Raw genomic sequence first — 14,667 nt, 5'->3', positions numbered from 1 at the left:
AGCCTGATAGAAACGTAATAGTACCTTACGGATTTCGGTCTGCTATCGATACCTGTCGCGATGACGCAGTTGGGAAGGTTTCCACATGTCATCGAGGGACTTGGGGCGCGTTCGGGCCAACAATTGAGGCCACGCCCGCGGCGCACTCTTGGCACCCTTCATAAACGGCTACAGAACTCGGCAGCAGGCAGAGCCCGGTCCCGCCGGTCTGATTCGCGTTTTTTGAACGCGCTTTATCGGTCCTCAGACGACATGTTCCGGGATTGGGCACATCCGCAAGACAGTGCGGGCGTTCAAAGTTTTTGTTGCTTCCCGTCCTGAACAGACAACGGCTTAAGAATTTCGAGCCCGACGGGCTCACCAAAGGAACCGCGTGATGCAAATGACGAACAACATATTGGCAGGCCCCGTTTCGGCGGCCGCATATGGTGTTCGCAGGGCTCCGCAAACAACAGGTTCCAATCCACTCTTCTTTGAAACCAGAACGGCAGCAGGAGACGCCTCGGGCGGACGGCGCGACTTAAGCGCGACCGGGTCCACTGCCGTGGAGAACTATACCAATGGCAAACAAAATGCTGATCGACGCGGCCCACCCGGAAGAGACCCGGGTCGTCGTCGTACGTGGAAATCGGGTTGAGGAATTCGATTTTGAAGCAGCAAACCGGAAGCAGTTACGCGGAAACATCTATCTAGCTAAAGTTACCCGGGTTGAACCGTCGCTGCAGGCGGCTTTTGTGGAATACGGCGGAAACCGCCACGGATTCCTCGCGTTCAGCGAGATCCACCCTGATTATTATCAAATCCCGATGGCGGATCGTCAGGCGCTTTTGGAAGCTGAAGCTTCGCAGGCTGCGCAGGACAGCGAACCTGAAGCCGAGGAAAAGCCGAAAAGGCGCCGGCGCACACGTGCTGCGAAAAATGAAACTCCGGAAGATGTTGTAAGCGAAGAGGCACCCGACGCCGAAAACGACGACACGGCTGCCGTCAGTGACAGCGCCGGTGATTCCGATGACGCTTCTGTTGGTGGTCCAGACGAAGACGGTGCGGAAGCGACTGAAAATAGCGCGGAAGAGCAAAATCTGGAGAGCAGTGAGGCGGACGATGCTGTAGACGCGAAACCGCGCCGCAGCCGCAGCCGCCGCAAAAAGGACGAGGCGGACGCTGAAGCCGATTCCGATGAGGAGGCCGATAGCGACGATCAGGTCGAATCCGTCGGTGCAGAAGATGCGCTTGAGGAATTGCCCGAACGGCGCCAGCCCCCGCGCAAACAATACAAGATCCAGGAAGTCATCAAGCGGCGCCAGGTGATTCTGGTCCAGGTCGTCAAGGAAGAGCGCGGCAACAAAGGCGCCGCTTTGACAACCTATCTGTCTTTGGCCGGCCGGTATTCGGTCTTGATGCCGAACACCGCGCGGGGCGGCGGTATTTCCCGCAAGATCACTCAGCCGACAGACCGCAAGCGCTTAAAGAAAATCGCCTCCGAGCTGGATGTGCCGGAAGGCATGGGCGTAATCCTGCGCACAGCGGGCGCAAGCCGGACCAAAGCGGAAATCAAGCGCGATTTTGAGTATCTGATGCGCCTTTGGGAGAATGTGCGCGAGCTGACATTGAAATCGAGCGCGCCAAGCCTTGTTTACGAGGAAGGCAGCTTGATCAAGAGATCGATCCGCGATCTCTACAACAAGGATATTGACGAGGTTTCGGTCGCCGGTGACGAGGGCTACCGCGAGGCCAAGGACTTTATGCGCATGCTCATGCCGAGCCATGCCAAGAACGTGCAACCGTACCGCGACCCCTCACCTTTGTTCATCCGCTATGGCGTGGAGCCTCAGCTGGATGCCATGTTCTCGCCTCAGGTCACGTTGAAGTCGGGTGGCTATATCGTCATCAACCAGACCGAGGCCCTTGTTTCGATTGACGTGAACTCGGGCAAGTCGACGCGCGAACACAATATCGAAGACACAGCTCTTCAAACAAACCTTGAGGCGGCTGAGGAAGTCACCCGCCAGCTGCGCTTGCGCGACCTTGCCGGCCTAGTCGTGATCGATTTCATCGACATGGAGGAAAACAAGAACAACCGGCTGGTTGAGCGCAAACTCAAAGACTGTCTCAAGAACGACCGGGCTCGCATTCAAGTCGGACGGATTTCGCATTTCGGCCTATTGGAAATGTCACGTCAGCGGCTGCGCACGGGAGTTTTGGAGAGTTCGACAACCCCCTGCCCGCATTGCAGCGGAACTGGCATGATCCGCTCGGTGGAATCAGTCGCTTTGCATGTGCTGCGGTCTCTGGAAGACAACCTTCTCAAAGGCGCCTCGCACAATCTGCTAATTAGGACCACCACGACGGTCGCGCTTTACATTCTCAACCAGAAGCGGTCGAACCTGTTCGATCTTGAAACCCGGTTCGCGGTTGAGGTCGAGGTCCAGGCCGACGATATGGTCAACGGGCAGCTCTATGTGCTTGAGCGGACCTCGCCAATCGACCGGGAGGAAAACCCGCAGCCGCAGGCTCCGATCATTCAACCGCACACGATCGAGATTGAAGACGAGCCTGAACCGGATGTGGAGGCCGAAGGCGAACAGGAAGCGTCCGACGATCAGTCCGAAGATCGGGATCGCAAGCGCCGGCGCCGCAGGAAACGGCGGCGGGGTGGCAATCAGGACGACCGTCCGGAGGCCAGCGCCCGTTCCGATAACGCAACCGCAGACGATGACGGCGACAGCGGCGATGACGATAGCGACGATGCGACCGAAAAGCGTGAGACCGCCGATGGCGACGATGACCGCCGCCGCAAGCGCCGCCGCGGCCGGCGTGGCGGCAGACGTGGCCGGCGCAACGAAAACGGCGACTTCGATCACGAGGAAAATGGCGGCCAGACCGCATCAGGCGAAACCGATGCGCAGGACGGCGGGCAACAAAAGCCGGCTGAGGATAGCAAAGAAGTTGCGGCCGAGACCGGCGCAGATGCACCGTCCGAAGCTGCCGCAGCCTCGAACGGATCTGATCACAGCGACAGCCTTTTAGACACCCCCGCAGAGCCACCTGCAGAAGCTTCCGCAGACACCGGAGCGGTGATTGGTTCGGAAGAAGCTGGCGCATCTCAGGTAGACACCAGCCCGGCGCCGCAGCTGAACGGGGCGGCCGATCACGCCGGGCCCGCTGACGATGACACAAAAGCCGGACCGGAGCCCGATTCGGCTCCTTCAGACAACAGCGACGCAGAGCCTGAAGAGGTCAAACCGTCAGCTCCGAAGGAACCAACGGTCACCAGTGAGACAAGCTCGGAAACGGAAGACGAGAAGAAACCGAAGCGCGGAGGATGGTGGCAACGCCGGTCATTCTTCTGAAAGGCGCTCGGCAAACTGACAGGAAACGGCGGCCCATGAGCCGCCGTTTCTTTATATCCGGCTGAACCGATCTAGGGGCAATCGACACCATTTGCCTGTCCGCATTGGAAGAAATTCGTCCCGCCTGTGTTCCATTGAATGAGAAGCCCGTAGTTGTGGCTTTCACCTTCAGGATAGATCGATGCGTTCAAAAACTTGTCCTGGACAGCGAGACGGAACGTATTGAGTGAGGCCATATCCGGCTGAGCGGTGTAGGTTTCGCACGCTGCTTGCCATGTCATGCCGCTATCGACGTACTCTGCTTCTTCCCAGATCTTCATGATGTTACCGATTACAGCTGCCGACTGGTTCCCCGGAAGAAGCTGCACGTCATACCGGTTCTCTGCGCTGGCAACATCGGGATTGTTGTTTCCGACGAGCTGGCAATCTCCTCTTGGGCCATAAAGCGCCTTCACCTCTCCGCCATACTGTCCATTTGTTAGTTTAAGGACCGTGTTGTTTCCCACGGCTGCGCTGCAGCTGTCGAAATAAACAGTCGCGGGTGTTGATGGATGGGCGGCATGAAGAAACCCTGCAAAATCCGCTTTTGCGATATCTCCGATCTCATCCGCGTTGCCATGCGACACCACATATAGGTTTTCAAAGCCATCGAGTGCTTGGGCACTGTCCATTGCCAGGACATTGCCAAAATCTGTCATGAAGTAGACGTCGTTTGCGCCATAACGCCGCGACACCCAAAGCGTGTCGATTGCATCCCGCGGGTCCTGGCAGATCGCAGACGTCATGATGACGGCACCATTTGCCAGAACGTTCGTCGAGCCGATTGCCCCTGCGAACGCCAATGCGCATAAGCAACTGTGTTTGATTAGTGGCGGCATGTATCTCCCTCCAAAACAGATAGATCTGCCAGAAGGGACGTTTGTGCTGCCCGACCCGTGAAAAGACCGGGATAGGCCCGGACGGACCGCGTGGCCGCGATGGCCCGGCCAGAAAGTCTGGTGAGGCTAACCTAACCAGGCCTTCAGGCGCTCAACAGCCTCTTGCATGTCCGCCAAACTGCCGGCGAAAGAAAACCGGGTGTATTCAGCGCCATGCACCGGATCAAAATCGGCGCCTGGCGTTGCCGCAACACCGGCTTCTTCAAGCATCCGCTGGGTAAAATCAAGGCTTACGGGCGCAAACCGGCTGGTGTTTGCGTAGATGTAGAAAGCGCCATCAACCGGCAGAAGGTCATCAAAGCCGATCTGTGGCAAGGCCTCCAGCAAAAATGCCCGGTTTTCAGCATATCCCGCGCGCACCAGATCCAGTTCCTCATGGGCGTCGAGCGCCGCCGCCGCCGCAATCTGCGAGATTTCGGGCGGTGAAATATAGAGGCTTTGCGCTATGCGTTCCGCCGGGCGAACGAGGCACTCCGGCAGCACCATCCAGCCAATCCGCCATCCGGTCATACAATAGTATTTTGAAAAGCTGTTGATGATAATCGCGTTGTGCGACGTCGAAAGCGCCGTTGCCTGGGTCCCGGAAAACACCAGGCCGTGATAGATCTCGTCCGATATGAACCAGATGCCGTTGGATTCGCAGAAAGTGACCAGCTCCGCCAGCGCCTCAGGCGTCATCATGGTTCCGGTCGGATTGGCCGGACTTGCAACCAGCACACCCGCGACCGGCCCCTCCTTTTCGGCCTTCCGGATCAACTCCGGTGTCAGGCTCCACCGGGTCTCGGCGCTCACTTCGACCTCGACCGGAACAAGCCCGAGCGCCTTGATGATGTTGCGATACGCCGGGTAGCCGGGAGCAGTTAGAACGATCCGGTCGCCCGGATCGAACGCGGCCAGAAACGCGAGATTGAAACCGGCTGAAGAACCGGTTGTCGCCATTACCCGGTTTTCCGGCACACGAACCCCATAGGTATCGTGATAGTGGGTGACCAGCCGGTGGCGCAACGCAGAAATGCCGCGCGCTTCGGTATATCCGAGCTTGCCGTCAACCAGAGCCGCAGCTGCTGCGGCGCGGGCCGCTTTTGGCGCCGGAGCCGCTGGCTGGCCAACTTCCATGTGAATGATCCGACGGCCTTGTTTCTCCAATTCGGCTGCCCGCGCCAAAACGTCCATGGCCAAAAACGGCGCGACATCGCTTCGTTTGGATGGAAAAAGGCGGTGACCGGTCATAAAGCGCTCCAAATCGACATGCAAATTCGGGTAAGAAGTCTTGGTACTTACAGGATGCTGGCAGAAAAGTAATCCGCCCTGTGCTTGACCCGTTTCAACCGCGAACCTACGGTCTTGCGCAACTGGACCGGGCCGGTATTGACCGCCCGAGGAAAACAAAAAACACCGATCCGAGCGATATGACAGGTTTTCTTACGTCTCATAAACAGAACCGGCCACATGGGCTGCTTCGGAAGGGCCTCTCGATGCTGCTGGCGGCAGCACTTCTTGTGCCGCTGGCCCCTGCCCCGGCATCCGCGCAGCGCGGCAAAATCTCGCTGGTCCGCGATGCGGAAACGGAAGAACTGCTGCGCGACTACGCCAAACCGATCTTCCGGGCGGCCGGCATAGCAAGCAGCGAGCCGCAGATCATTCTCGTCAACGACAAAGCCTTCAATGCCTTTGTTCCAGATTCCCGGCGGATGTTCATCAATGTCGGTGTTTTGATGGAAGCAGAAACACCCGGCGAGGTCATCGGAGTGATCGCCCACGAAAGCGGGCACATCGCAGGCCGCCATCTTGTGCGCGTTCGCGCAGCCGCTTCAAACGCCGCCGTTATGTCGGTCATCGGCATGTTGTTGGGCGCTGGGGCTGTGGCCGCGGGCGCCGCAGCCGGTTCCGGCGGTGTGACCCAGGGCGGCGTGGCCGCCACACTCGGCGCAGGGTCGATCGGACAGCGTTCCTTGCTGGCCTATCAGCGCGGCGAGGAATCGGCGGCGGACCGAGCTGCGTTGAAATATCTCGAAGCAACCGGCCAGAGCGCACGGGGCATGCTGAAGACTTTCGAGCGGATGGCCGAGCAGCAATTGTTCAGTTCACGCTATGCAGACCCTTATGCCCAGAGCCACCCGATGGCCCGCGAGCGTTTTTCAGCGCTGGAGAACGAGGCCCAAAAAAGCAAATTTTTCAATAAGGCGGAAGATCCGGTCTTTCAGTACAGACACGATATGGTGCGGGCGAAACTGCGCGCTTACACCAGTCACCCCAAGGCCGTTGCACGGGCATACCCACGCTCGGACAAGAGCTTGCCTGCGCAATACGCCCGCGCGATTGCAGCCATGAAAAGCCGCGGCAAGGGCGCTGTGCCGGACATTGACAAATTGATCCGGCAACATCCAAACAATGCCTATTTCCATGAACTCAAGGGCCAGGCGCTTCTGGAGGGCGGAAACCCGAAAGCGGCCATTGCGCCGTTTCGCCGGGCGCTTTCGATCAAACCAAATGAACCGCAGTTCATGGTTTGGCTGGGATATGCCCTGGTCGGCGCAAACAATCCGGCCAACCTGCCAGAAGCCGAACGCGTTCTCAAACAGGCCATTCAGCGTGACCCGAACTCAGGCGTGGCCTATAGCCAGCTTGCCATTGCCCACTCCCGCCAAGGCGAGCGCGCCGAGGCCGATTTGGCCACTGCAAAAGGCCTTATGGTGCGGGGCGATTTTGCAGGAGCAAAACGCTATGCCGCACGCGCTCAACAGAATTTGAAGCGCGGCTCACCGTCATGGCTTCAGGCCGATGATATTGTGTCGTATCAACCACCGCAATTGGATCGGGGCCGTTGACATTGCCCCCTGCCCCGAAGGAGCACTTGATGAGCCTGATTTCGCGCGCTTGCAGCGCATTCCGCCGCTTTGGTCTCAAAACAGCCGGCACCGTTCTGGGAACGGTTCTGATCGCCTCGGCTGCCGCAATACCGGCCAGCGCTCAAGATCTTGACCGCTCAGAAGTCGAAACCATCGTCCGGGAATATCTTCTCCAGAACCCTGAGGTGATTGCCGATGCGCTCAACGAGCTGGACCGGCGCCAGCAAGAGGCAGAACAAGCCGCACGCCAGCAAGCCTTGAGCGACGCATCCGATGTTTTGTTCAATTCAAGCCGTCAGGCCGTGCTGGGCAACCCGGAAGGCTCGATCACGCTGGTCGAGTTCTTCGATTACAATTGCGGCTATTGCAAGCGCGCCCATGGCGACATGGTCAAACTGATTGAGGAAAACCCGGACCTGCGCATCGTGCTCAAGGAGTTTCCGGTTCTTGGCCAAGGTTCGGTTGAGGCGGCCCAGGTGGCTGTTGCCGTCAATTCGGTTGCCCCGGAAAAATACGGCGAATTCCATGAAGGCCTGCTGATGCAACGCGGGCAGGCAAACCGGGCTTCGGCCATGAAAGTCGCGCTTGATGTCGGCCTGGACGAAGCCGAGCTGCAGCAAGCGATGGCCAGCGATGAAGCCGGTCAAACCATTGAGGAGGTCTATAGCCTGGCCAACCGTCTGGGGCTGACCGGAACACCGTCATATGTCATCGGCGACGAGGTTGTCATGGGGGCCGTCGGTTACGAGCAGTTGCAATCCAAGGTGACTGCCCTGTCGAATTGCGGTGAGACGAGCTGCTGACTCACAGCTGCAGTTAACGTCACCTAAGATCGGGGCTTTTCCTCGCTCAAATCAATCCCTATAAGGTGCATGGCCCGCACGTGTATTGCCGGGCCATGTTTTTATGCGTCTGGCCCTTCAATTAAAAAACAAAGGGCCACGCCGAGCGTGTGTATGAGTGGAAACAGCGCCGCGTGGCAGGCAGATCGGTCCGCCACAACGAGCCATGGCCCGTCCCGGGCCGCGCTGCAAAACCACCGATGCAAGTGTCATGCGGCCCGAACACGAAAGCCATGTAACATGTCCAAAGATAACAAGAAATTTGACACGGCCCTGATCCGCGATCTGGCCGTCCTGCTGGACGAGACCAATCTCAGCGAGATTGAGCTGGAACAAGACGATTTCCGCATTCGCGTGGCGCGGCAATTGCACATCGACGCACCGGTCTCCTTTGCACAGCCGGCTGCCGCTCCGGCGCCGCAACCCGCAGCAGCACCTGCCTCCGACGCGCCTGCGCAACCGGCCGCCAGCGGACCGCATCCGGGCACAATTACATCGCCGATGGTCGGCACCGCCTATCTGGCACCCGAGCCCGGCGCCCGCCGCTTTGTCGAGATCGGCGACACGGTGTCGGAAGGCCAGACGATCCTGATCGTGGAAGCCATGAAAACCATGAACCATATCCCGGCCACCAAGTCCGGCACAGTCAAAGAGATTTTCGTTGAAGATGCGCAGCCGGTTGAGTTCGGCGAACCCCTGATCATCGTCGAATAAGGGTGCGGCCCATGTTCTCCAAAATTCTGATTGCCAACCGGGGCGAGATTGCGCTTCGCATTCTGCGCGCCTGTAAAGAGCTCGGCATTTCCACAGTTGCTGTGCATTCAACGGCCGATGCCAACGCCATGCACGTTCGGCTTGCTGACGAAAGCGTGTGCATTGGTCCTCCTTCGGCGACTGACAGTTATCTGAACATTCCGCAGCTGCTCGCCGCCTGTGAGATAACCGGTGCGGCCGCCGTTCACCCGGGATACGGTTTCTTGTCAGAAAACGCGCGGTTTGCCGAGATCCTTGAAGCGCATAACATCGAATTTATCGGGCCGACCGCAGAACACATCCGGATCATGGGCGACAAGATCCAGGCGAAGAAAACCGCGATCGAACTCGGCATCCCGGTTGTGCCAGGCTCCGACGGCGCGGTGACTTTGCAAGATGACGCGCACGCGATTGCCCGAGAAATCGGCTATCCGGTTCTGGTCAAAGCCGCGGCAGGCGGCGGTGGGCGCGGCATGAAGGTCGCCCGCACGGAGAGCGAACTGGACAGCGCCCTGTCCACTGCACGCGCTGAAGCCAAGGCGGCTTTTGGCGACGATGCGCTATATATGGAAAAGTACCTCGCCAAACCCCGGCACATCGAAATTCAGGTCCTGGGTGATGGCAAGGGCAACGCGGTGCATCTCGGCGAGCGCGACTGCTCGCTCCAGCGGCGCCACCAGAAAGTTCTTGAAGAAGCTCCGTCACCGAGCCTGAATGTTGAACAACGAAACAAGATCGGTGAAATTGTCGCAAATGCCATGCGCAAGCTCAAATACCGCGGCGTTGGGACGGTGGAATTCCTCTACGAGGATGGCGAGTTCTATTTCATCGAAATGAACACGCGCTTGCAGGTCGAACACCCAGTCACCGAGATGATCACCGGCATCGATCTCGTCAACGAACAGATCCGGATCGCCGCAGGCGGCAGCCTGGACATCAAGCAGGATGATATCCGCTTTGAAGGGCATGCCATCGAATGCCGGATCAATGCCGAAGATCCGCGCACCTTCATGCCTTCGCCCGGCACGATCACCTATTACCATCCGCCGGGCGGATTGGGCGTTCGGGTCGATTCAGCCGTTTATCAGGGCTACAAAATTCCGCCATACTATGACAGTCTGATCGGGAAGCTTATCGTCCACGGGCGGAACCGGGTTGAGTGCATGATGCGTTTGCGCCGCTGCCTGGACGAGTTTGTGGTTGATGAGATCAAGTCTACCATTCCGCTGTTTCGCGATCTGGTAGACAATCAGGATATCGCTAACGGTCAATACGACATTCATTGGCTGGAAAAACACTTGGCCGAAAAGTCGGACTGACCGCCTAGGAACGGGTCGGCACACGTCTATGGCAGGCTACAAAGACGACATCGTTATGGAAATCACGCCGCAGGTGCTTTTGAAAGCCTATGCCTGCGGCCTGTTTCCCATGGCTGAATCGGCGGACGACCCGGGACTGTTCTGGCTGGAGCCTGAGCGCCGGGGGATCCTGCCGCTAGATGGGTTCCACCTGCCCCGCCGCCTGCGCCGTACGATCCGCAACGACATTTATGAAGTGCGCGTCAGCACCGATTTTCAAGGCGTGATCGACGGCTGCTCCGCGCCCATGCCCGACCGGCCGAAAACCTGGATCAACACCGAGATCCGCCGTCTTTACGGCGAGTTGTTCGATATGGGCCATTGCCACACCATTGAGGCTTGGCAAGACGACCAGCTTGTCGGTGGCCTTTATGGCGTCAGTCTGAACGGCGCCTTTTTCGGCGAAAGCATGTTCACATTCCGGACAGACGCCTCGAAGGTCTGCCTTGCCCATCTCGTGGCACGGTTGATCGTTGGGGGGTATTCGCTGCTCGACACGCAATTCGTCACCGACCATCTCAGCCGGTTCGGAACACTTGAAATCACACAATCCGATTATAACAAGCGGCTGAACACAGCCTTACAGCTGGAGACGGACTTCTTCGCCTTCCCGGCAAATACCTGCGGCGCCGAAGTGCTGAACGTCCTCGATAATTGGACCGACGGCTACCGACGGTAGGCTGCTCAACCAAGCCCGAAGTCCGGCTATATCTGATCGTTTGACCGGACCGATCAGCCTTGAAACGGCTTTGAACGCGGAACCCCGATGCTTTCGAGGCCGTCATCCGGCCCCCCGAGCGGGTCTTCGCCGTCAGCCACGGTTTCCGAGATCGGCGGGCCCGAATAGTTCTCCGGTGGCGGCACACTTGAACTCAAGCGGCAGTCGGTCAGCCACACGTCATAGACCGCATGCTCAACAGCATGAAGACCGGGGCTTGCCGCGTACATCCAGCCCGAGAAAATCCGCCGCACCTCATTGTTCAACGTGATCTCATCAACCTGGACAAACCCGGTCGTCATCGGCGATTCCGTCTGCGGCCGGGTGTGGCACACACGCGGCGTAACCTGCAATGCGCCGAACTGCACCGTCTCGCCAATGTAGACATCGAAAGAAATGATGCGACCGGTAATCTTGTCGAGGCCGGAAAACACGGCGACCGGGTTCTCGATCTTGTCTGGTTGAGGCTGGCCTTGAGCGTCCGGTGTTTGATCGAACTGATCCTGCGCGGTTGCGGGCAACACATATGCTGCCGCCGTCAGGATAGCTGCAAAAGCAACCGATTTTCTTTTCTGCCCTTTGGCCATCAACTGCGCCGTTTTTCTCGTTTTTAAGTCCGTTGAATGGATCAGATTCGCACTCAAATTTCATTGCCTGCGCGGCACCTATCACCCGATTGCGGCCCGGAAAAGACAGTTTCCGGGCCGAGCCGGGCCGATTTCAAGATCAGCCGATCTCACCAAGCCGGCCGAGCGCCACGCTTATCTTGCCAAGCTTTTCCTTGGCTTCGCTTACTTTTTCCCGCTCACCGGCAACCACCTCATCCGGCGCTTTTTCAACAAACTTCGGATTGGAGAGTTTTTTCTCGATTTTCGAGATTTCGGCTTCCAGTTTGCCGGCATCCTTGGACAGCCGCGCTTTTTCAGCGCCAAGGTCGATCACACCTGCAAGCGGCAGGCAGATCGTTGCTTCGCCAATGATGATCTGGGCGGCTCCAGCCGGAGCTGCATCGGCCATCGAAATGTCGTCTGCACGCGCCAGCCGCAAGATGGCAGATTCGTGCGTTGCAAAACGTGACTTGGATTGCGCGTTGGCCCCAACGACAACCAACTGGACCTTTGCGCCGGCAGGAATGTTCATTTCTGCGCGGACCGAACGAATTTCGGAGATCAGATCGACCAGCCAGTTGATTTCACCGGCAGCAGACTCGTCGCTGACGACCGGCTTGGGCCATTCGCTCAGCATCAACAGCGTGTCAGCCTTTTGCCCTTCATCGCCAAGACGCTCCCAGAGTTCCTCGGTCAAGAATGGCATGAACGGATGCAGAACCTTCAGGATCTCGTCGATTGCCCAAGCGGCTGTTGCCCGTGTCTCGGCTTTGGCCGCTTCGTCGTCGCCGTTGAAAATGGGCTTGGCGAGTTCCAGGTACCAGTCGCAGAACGTGTTCCAGGTGAACCGGTAGATCCCGCCGGAGGCATCGTTGAAGCGGTAGTCTTCAAGCGCTTTGGTGACCTCGATGATGCACTTGCCCATCTCGGTCGCAATCCAGCGATTGAGCGTGTGCTTCGTGGCGGCAGGATCAAAGCCCTCAACCCGGCCACAGCCGTTCATTTCAGCAAAACGGGCCGCGTTCCAGAGCTTGGTCGCGAAGCGCTGGCCGCCTTCGGCGGCCTGATCCGACATGCGCAGTGTCCGGCGGCCCTGAACTTCCTGGCTTGCCAGAGCGTAGCGGGTTGCATCCGCACCATAAGACGCGATGAGATCCAATGGGTCGAGAACATTGCCCAGGGACTTGGACATCTTCTTCCCGTTCTTATCGACCACGATCGAGTTGATGTAGACCGTGTGAAACGGCACTTCCTTCATGAAGTGGATGCCCTGCATCATCATCCGGGCGACCCAGAAGAAGATGATGTCGAAGCCGGTGATCAGAACGTCCGTCTTGTAATAGCGCTCCAGTTCCGCCGTCTGATGCGGCCAGCCGAGCGTCGAGAACGGCCACAGCGCAGAGGAAAACCACGTGTCGAGCACGTCAGGGTCGCGGCACAGCTCGACACTCGTGACTTGCCCTCCGCCGCCTTCAAGAGCAGCCGTGGTACCGTAAGACACTACGTTGTGAATACCAGTTCCAGATCCGTACGATTCTGAAGCAACCGAGACTGTGACATGTTCCCCGTAATGCTGTCTCGCCTGTTCAATCGCGTCTTCTTCAGAGGAAGCACAGAACATTTTAAGTCCGGAACCAACTTCGTCAGGCGATCGAAGATAAGATCCCTTTGGGAGATCTGGCCCATACCAGACCGGAATCTGATGGCCCCACCAGAGTTGGCGCGAAATACACCAGGGCTGAATGTCGTTCAGCCAGTTGTAGTAGGTCTTGTCCCAGTTGCCCGGAACGAACTTGGTCTCGCCATCCTGAACCGCCTTGAGTGCCGGTCCGGCCAGAGTCTTGGCGTCGACAAACCACTGGTCGGTGAGCATCGGCTCGATCACGACCTTGGAGCGGTCGCCGAACGGCTGCATGATCTTTTTGGATTCGACCATCGGCAACTCGGCCGGGCCTTCCTCGTCTTCGCCGAGCTTTTGAACTTTTGCCCTGCCTTGTTCGTCCCACTCCGGCGCCGGCCCCTTCATCCAGGCAACGTCCGGATGATCGCTAGGGACCATGACAGCGAGGCCTTCCGCTGTGATTTGGTCGATAACCCGCTTGCGGGCCGCAAACCGGTCCAGACCGCGAAGCTCGTCGGGAACGATGTTGATCTCGTCGATCTCGTTGATCGTCATCTCGGCCCCGTCGATGATCGACTGGGCTTTTTTGGCCTCCTCGGAATATGGCGCTCCGTCGGCGCGCATATGACCTTTCGTGTCCATAAGGCGGTACATCGGGATCTTGTTCCGAAGCGCGACCTGATAGTCGTTGAAGTCATGCGCGCCGGTGATCTTGACCGCACCGGAGCCGAAATCCGGATCCGGATACTCGTCGGTGATGATCGGAATAAGGCGGCGATGTTCCTTTGGGCCGACCGGGATTTCGCAAAGTTTTCCGATAATTGGCTTGTAGCGCTCATCATCTGGATGAACCGCAACAGCGCCGTCGCCCAGCATGGTCTCCGGACGGGTCGTGGCAATGGAGATGTAATCCCGCGTCTCGCGCAGGGTGACATTACCGTCCTCGTCCTTCTCGACATACTCGTAGGTTTCGCCACCCGCCAGCGGATACTTGAAGTGCCACATATGGCCGTCGGTTTCGATATTTTCGACTTCCAGATCGGAAATCGCTGTCTCGAACTTCGGATCCCAGTTCACCAGCCGCTTGGAGCGGTAGATTAGGCCTTCCTTGTAGAGATCGACGAAGACCTTCAGGACCGCATCCGACAGGTTCGGCGACATGGTGAACTCGGTCCGGCTCCAGTCACAGGACGCGCCAAGACGCTTCAGCTGGCCAAGGATCGTGCCTTCGGACTTTTGCTTTTGTTCCCAAACACGTTCAATGAAAGCTTCCCGGCCCATGTCCCGGCGTCCGGGCTTGTTTTCGGCAGCAAGCTCGCGCTCGACAACCATCTGGGTCGCAATGCCCGCGTGGTCGGTGCCCGGCTGCCACAGAACGTTATAGCCTTGCATCCGCTTCCAGCGGACGAGAACGTCCTGAAGCGTGTTGTTGAGCGCATGCCCCATATGCAAAGAGCCGGTCACGTTGGGCGGCGGAATTACGATGGTAAAGGCGTCGGCACCGTCTTTTGCACCGGCTCCGGCCTTGAAAGCCTCTGCCTTTTCCCAGGTTTCGTAAATCCGCGGCTCAACACTGGCCGCATCGTATGTTTTTTCAAGCATTGGGGTACTCAGGTGTGGGTTTTTTACC

Annotated in this window: 10 protein-coding genes; 6 read left to right on the top strand and 4 right to left on the bottom strand. The window is 58.2% G+C overall.

Annotation, left to right across the window (positions count from 1 at the left end; all coding sequences use genetic code 11):
• Nucleotides 1–560 precede the first annotated feature (560 nt).
• Nucleotides 561–3,350 carry a ribonuclease E/G gene (locus JM93_RS01660; protein ID WP_145340330.1) on the top strand — a complete coding sequence of 930 codons (2,790 nt, stop codon included), beginning with the start codon at nucleotides 561–563 and terminating at the stop codon, nucleotides 3,348–3,350.
• Between the two features lie 71 nt (nucleotides 3,351–3,421).
• On the opposite strand, the gene JM93_RS01655 is transcribed toward JM93_RS01660, so the two are convergent.
• Both JM93_RS01655 and JM93_RS01650 read right to left on the bottom strand, forming a co-directional pair.
• The gene (locus JM93_RS01655; protein WP_145340329.1) at nucleotides 3,422–4,228 is read right to left on the bottom strand and encodes a hypothetical protein; all 807 of its coding nucleotides are present in this window, start codon (nucleotides 4,226–4,228) and stop codon (nucleotides 3,422–3,424) included.
• A gap of 126 nt (nucleotides 4,229–4,354) precedes the next feature.
• Complete coding sequence (locus JM93_RS01650; RefSeq protein WP_145340328.1) at nucleotides 4,355–5,518, bottom strand: pyridoxal phosphate-dependent aminotransferase; 1,164 nt, start codon at nucleotides 5,516–5,518, stop codon at nucleotides 4,355–4,357.
• A 245-nt stretch (nucleotides 5,519–5,763) separates the two neighbouring features.
• Here JM93_RS01650 and JM93_RS01645 point away from each other — a divergent pair, with 245 nt between their 5' ends.
• The 5 genes from JM93_RS01645 (at nucleotide 5,764) to aat (ending at nucleotide 10,769) form a co-directional block, all read left to right on the top strand.
• Nucleotides 5,764–7,116 (top strand): M48 family metalloprotease, encoded by a 1,353-nt coding sequence (locus JM93_RS01645; RefSeq protein ID WP_244300737.1) that lies wholly within the window; start codon nucleotides 5,764–5,766, stop codon nucleotides 7,114–7,116.
• Nucleotides 7,117–7,145: 29 nt separating this feature from the next.
• A complete protein-coding gene (locus JM93_RS01640) occupies nucleotides 7,146–7,940 on the top strand; it encodes a DsbA family protein (protein WP_145340326.1) in 795 nt (264 codons plus the stop codon).
• 279 nt (nucleotides 7,941–8,219) lie between these two features.
• Complete coding sequence (gene accB, locus JM93_RS01635) at nucleotides 8,220–8,693, top strand: acetyl-CoA carboxylase biotin carboxyl carrier protein (RefSeq protein WP_145340325.1); 474 nt, start codon at nucleotides 8,220–8,222, stop codon at nucleotides 8,691–8,693.
• 11 nt (nucleotides 8,694–8,704) lie between these two features.
• A complete protein-coding gene (gene accC / locus JM93_RS01630) occupies nucleotides 8,705–10,051 on the top strand; it encodes an acetyl-CoA carboxylase biotin carboxylase subunit (RefSeq protein ID WP_145340324.1) in 1,347 nt (448 codons plus the stop codon).
• Nucleotides 10,052–10,079: 28 nt separating this feature from the next.
• On the top strand, nucleotides 10,080–10,769 hold the full coding sequence (gene aat, locus JM93_RS01625) for a leucyl/phenylalanyl-tRNA--protein transferase (protein WP_145340323.1): 690 nt from the start codon (nucleotides 10,080–10,082) through the stop codon (nucleotides 10,767–10,769).
• Nucleotides 10,770–10,822: 53 nt separating this feature from the next.
• Here the strand turns inward: aat and JM93_RS01620 are convergent, their stop codons facing one another.
• Nucleotides 10,823–11,395 (bottom strand): DUF2155 domain-containing protein, encoded by a 573-nt coding sequence (locus JM93_RS01620; protein ID WP_145340322.1) that lies wholly within the window; start codon nucleotides 11,393–11,395, stop codon nucleotides 10,823–10,825.
• A gap of 139 nt (nucleotides 11,396–11,534) precedes the next feature.
• Nucleotides 11,535–14,639, bottom strand: a complete 3,105-nt coding sequence (locus JM93_RS01615; protein WP_145340321.1) for a valine--tRNA ligase — start codon at nucleotides 14,637–14,639, stop codon at nucleotides 11,535–11,537.
• Nucleotides 14,640–14,667: the final 28 nt, after the last annotated feature.

The organism is Roseibium hamelinense (assembly GCF_007830545.1).
Taxonomy (GTDB): domain Bacteria; phylum Pseudomonadota; class Alphaproteobacteria; order Rhizobiales; family Stappiaceae; genus Roseibium; species Roseibium hamelinense.
The sequence above is the reverse complement of the archived record's forward strand: the minus strand, read 5'-3'. Positions and strand labels throughout refer to the sequence as shown.

Excerpts from the sequence above, each read along its gene's own strand:
- aat (WP_145340323.1), top strand. The coding sequence starts at position 10,080 with ATGGCAGGCTACAAAGACGACATCGTTATGGAAATCACGCCGCAGGTG.
- JM93_RS01640 (WP_145340326.1), top strand. The coding sequence starts at position 7,146 with ATGAGCCTGATTTCGCGCGCTTGCAGCGCATTCCGCCGCTTTGGTCTC.
- JM93_RS01645 (WP_244300737.1), top strand. The coding sequence starts at position 5,764 with ATGCTGCTGGCGGCAGCACTTCTTGTGCCGCTGGCCCCTGCCCCGGCA.
- accC (WP_145340324.1), top strand. The coding sequence starts at position 8,705 with ATGTTCTCCAAAATTCTGATTGCCAACCGGGGCGAGATTGCGCTTCGC.
- JM93_RS01650 (WP_145340328.1), bottom strand. The coding sequence starts at position 5,518 with ATGACCGGTCACCGCCTTTTTCCATCCAAACGAAGCGATGTCGCGCCG.
- JM93_RS01655 (WP_145340329.1), bottom strand. The coding sequence starts at position 4,228 with ATGCCGCCACTAATCAAACACAGTTGCTTATGCGCATTGGCGTTCGCA.
- accB (WP_145340325.1), top strand. The coding sequence starts at position 8,220 with ATGTCCAAAGATAACAAGAAATTTGACACGGCCCTGATCCGCGATCTG.
- JM93_RS01615 (WP_145340321.1), bottom strand. The coding sequence starts at position 14,639 with ATGCTTGAAAAAACATACGATGCGGCCAGTGTTGAGCCGCGGATTTAC.
- JM93_RS01620 (WP_145340322.1), bottom strand. The coding sequence starts at position 11,395 with ATGGCCAAAGGGCAGAAAAGAAAATCGGTTGCTTTTGCAGCTATCCTG.
- JM93_RS01660 (WP_145340330.1), top strand. The coding sequence starts at position 561 with ATGGCAAACAAAATGCTGATCGACGCGGCCCACCCGGAAGAGACCCGG.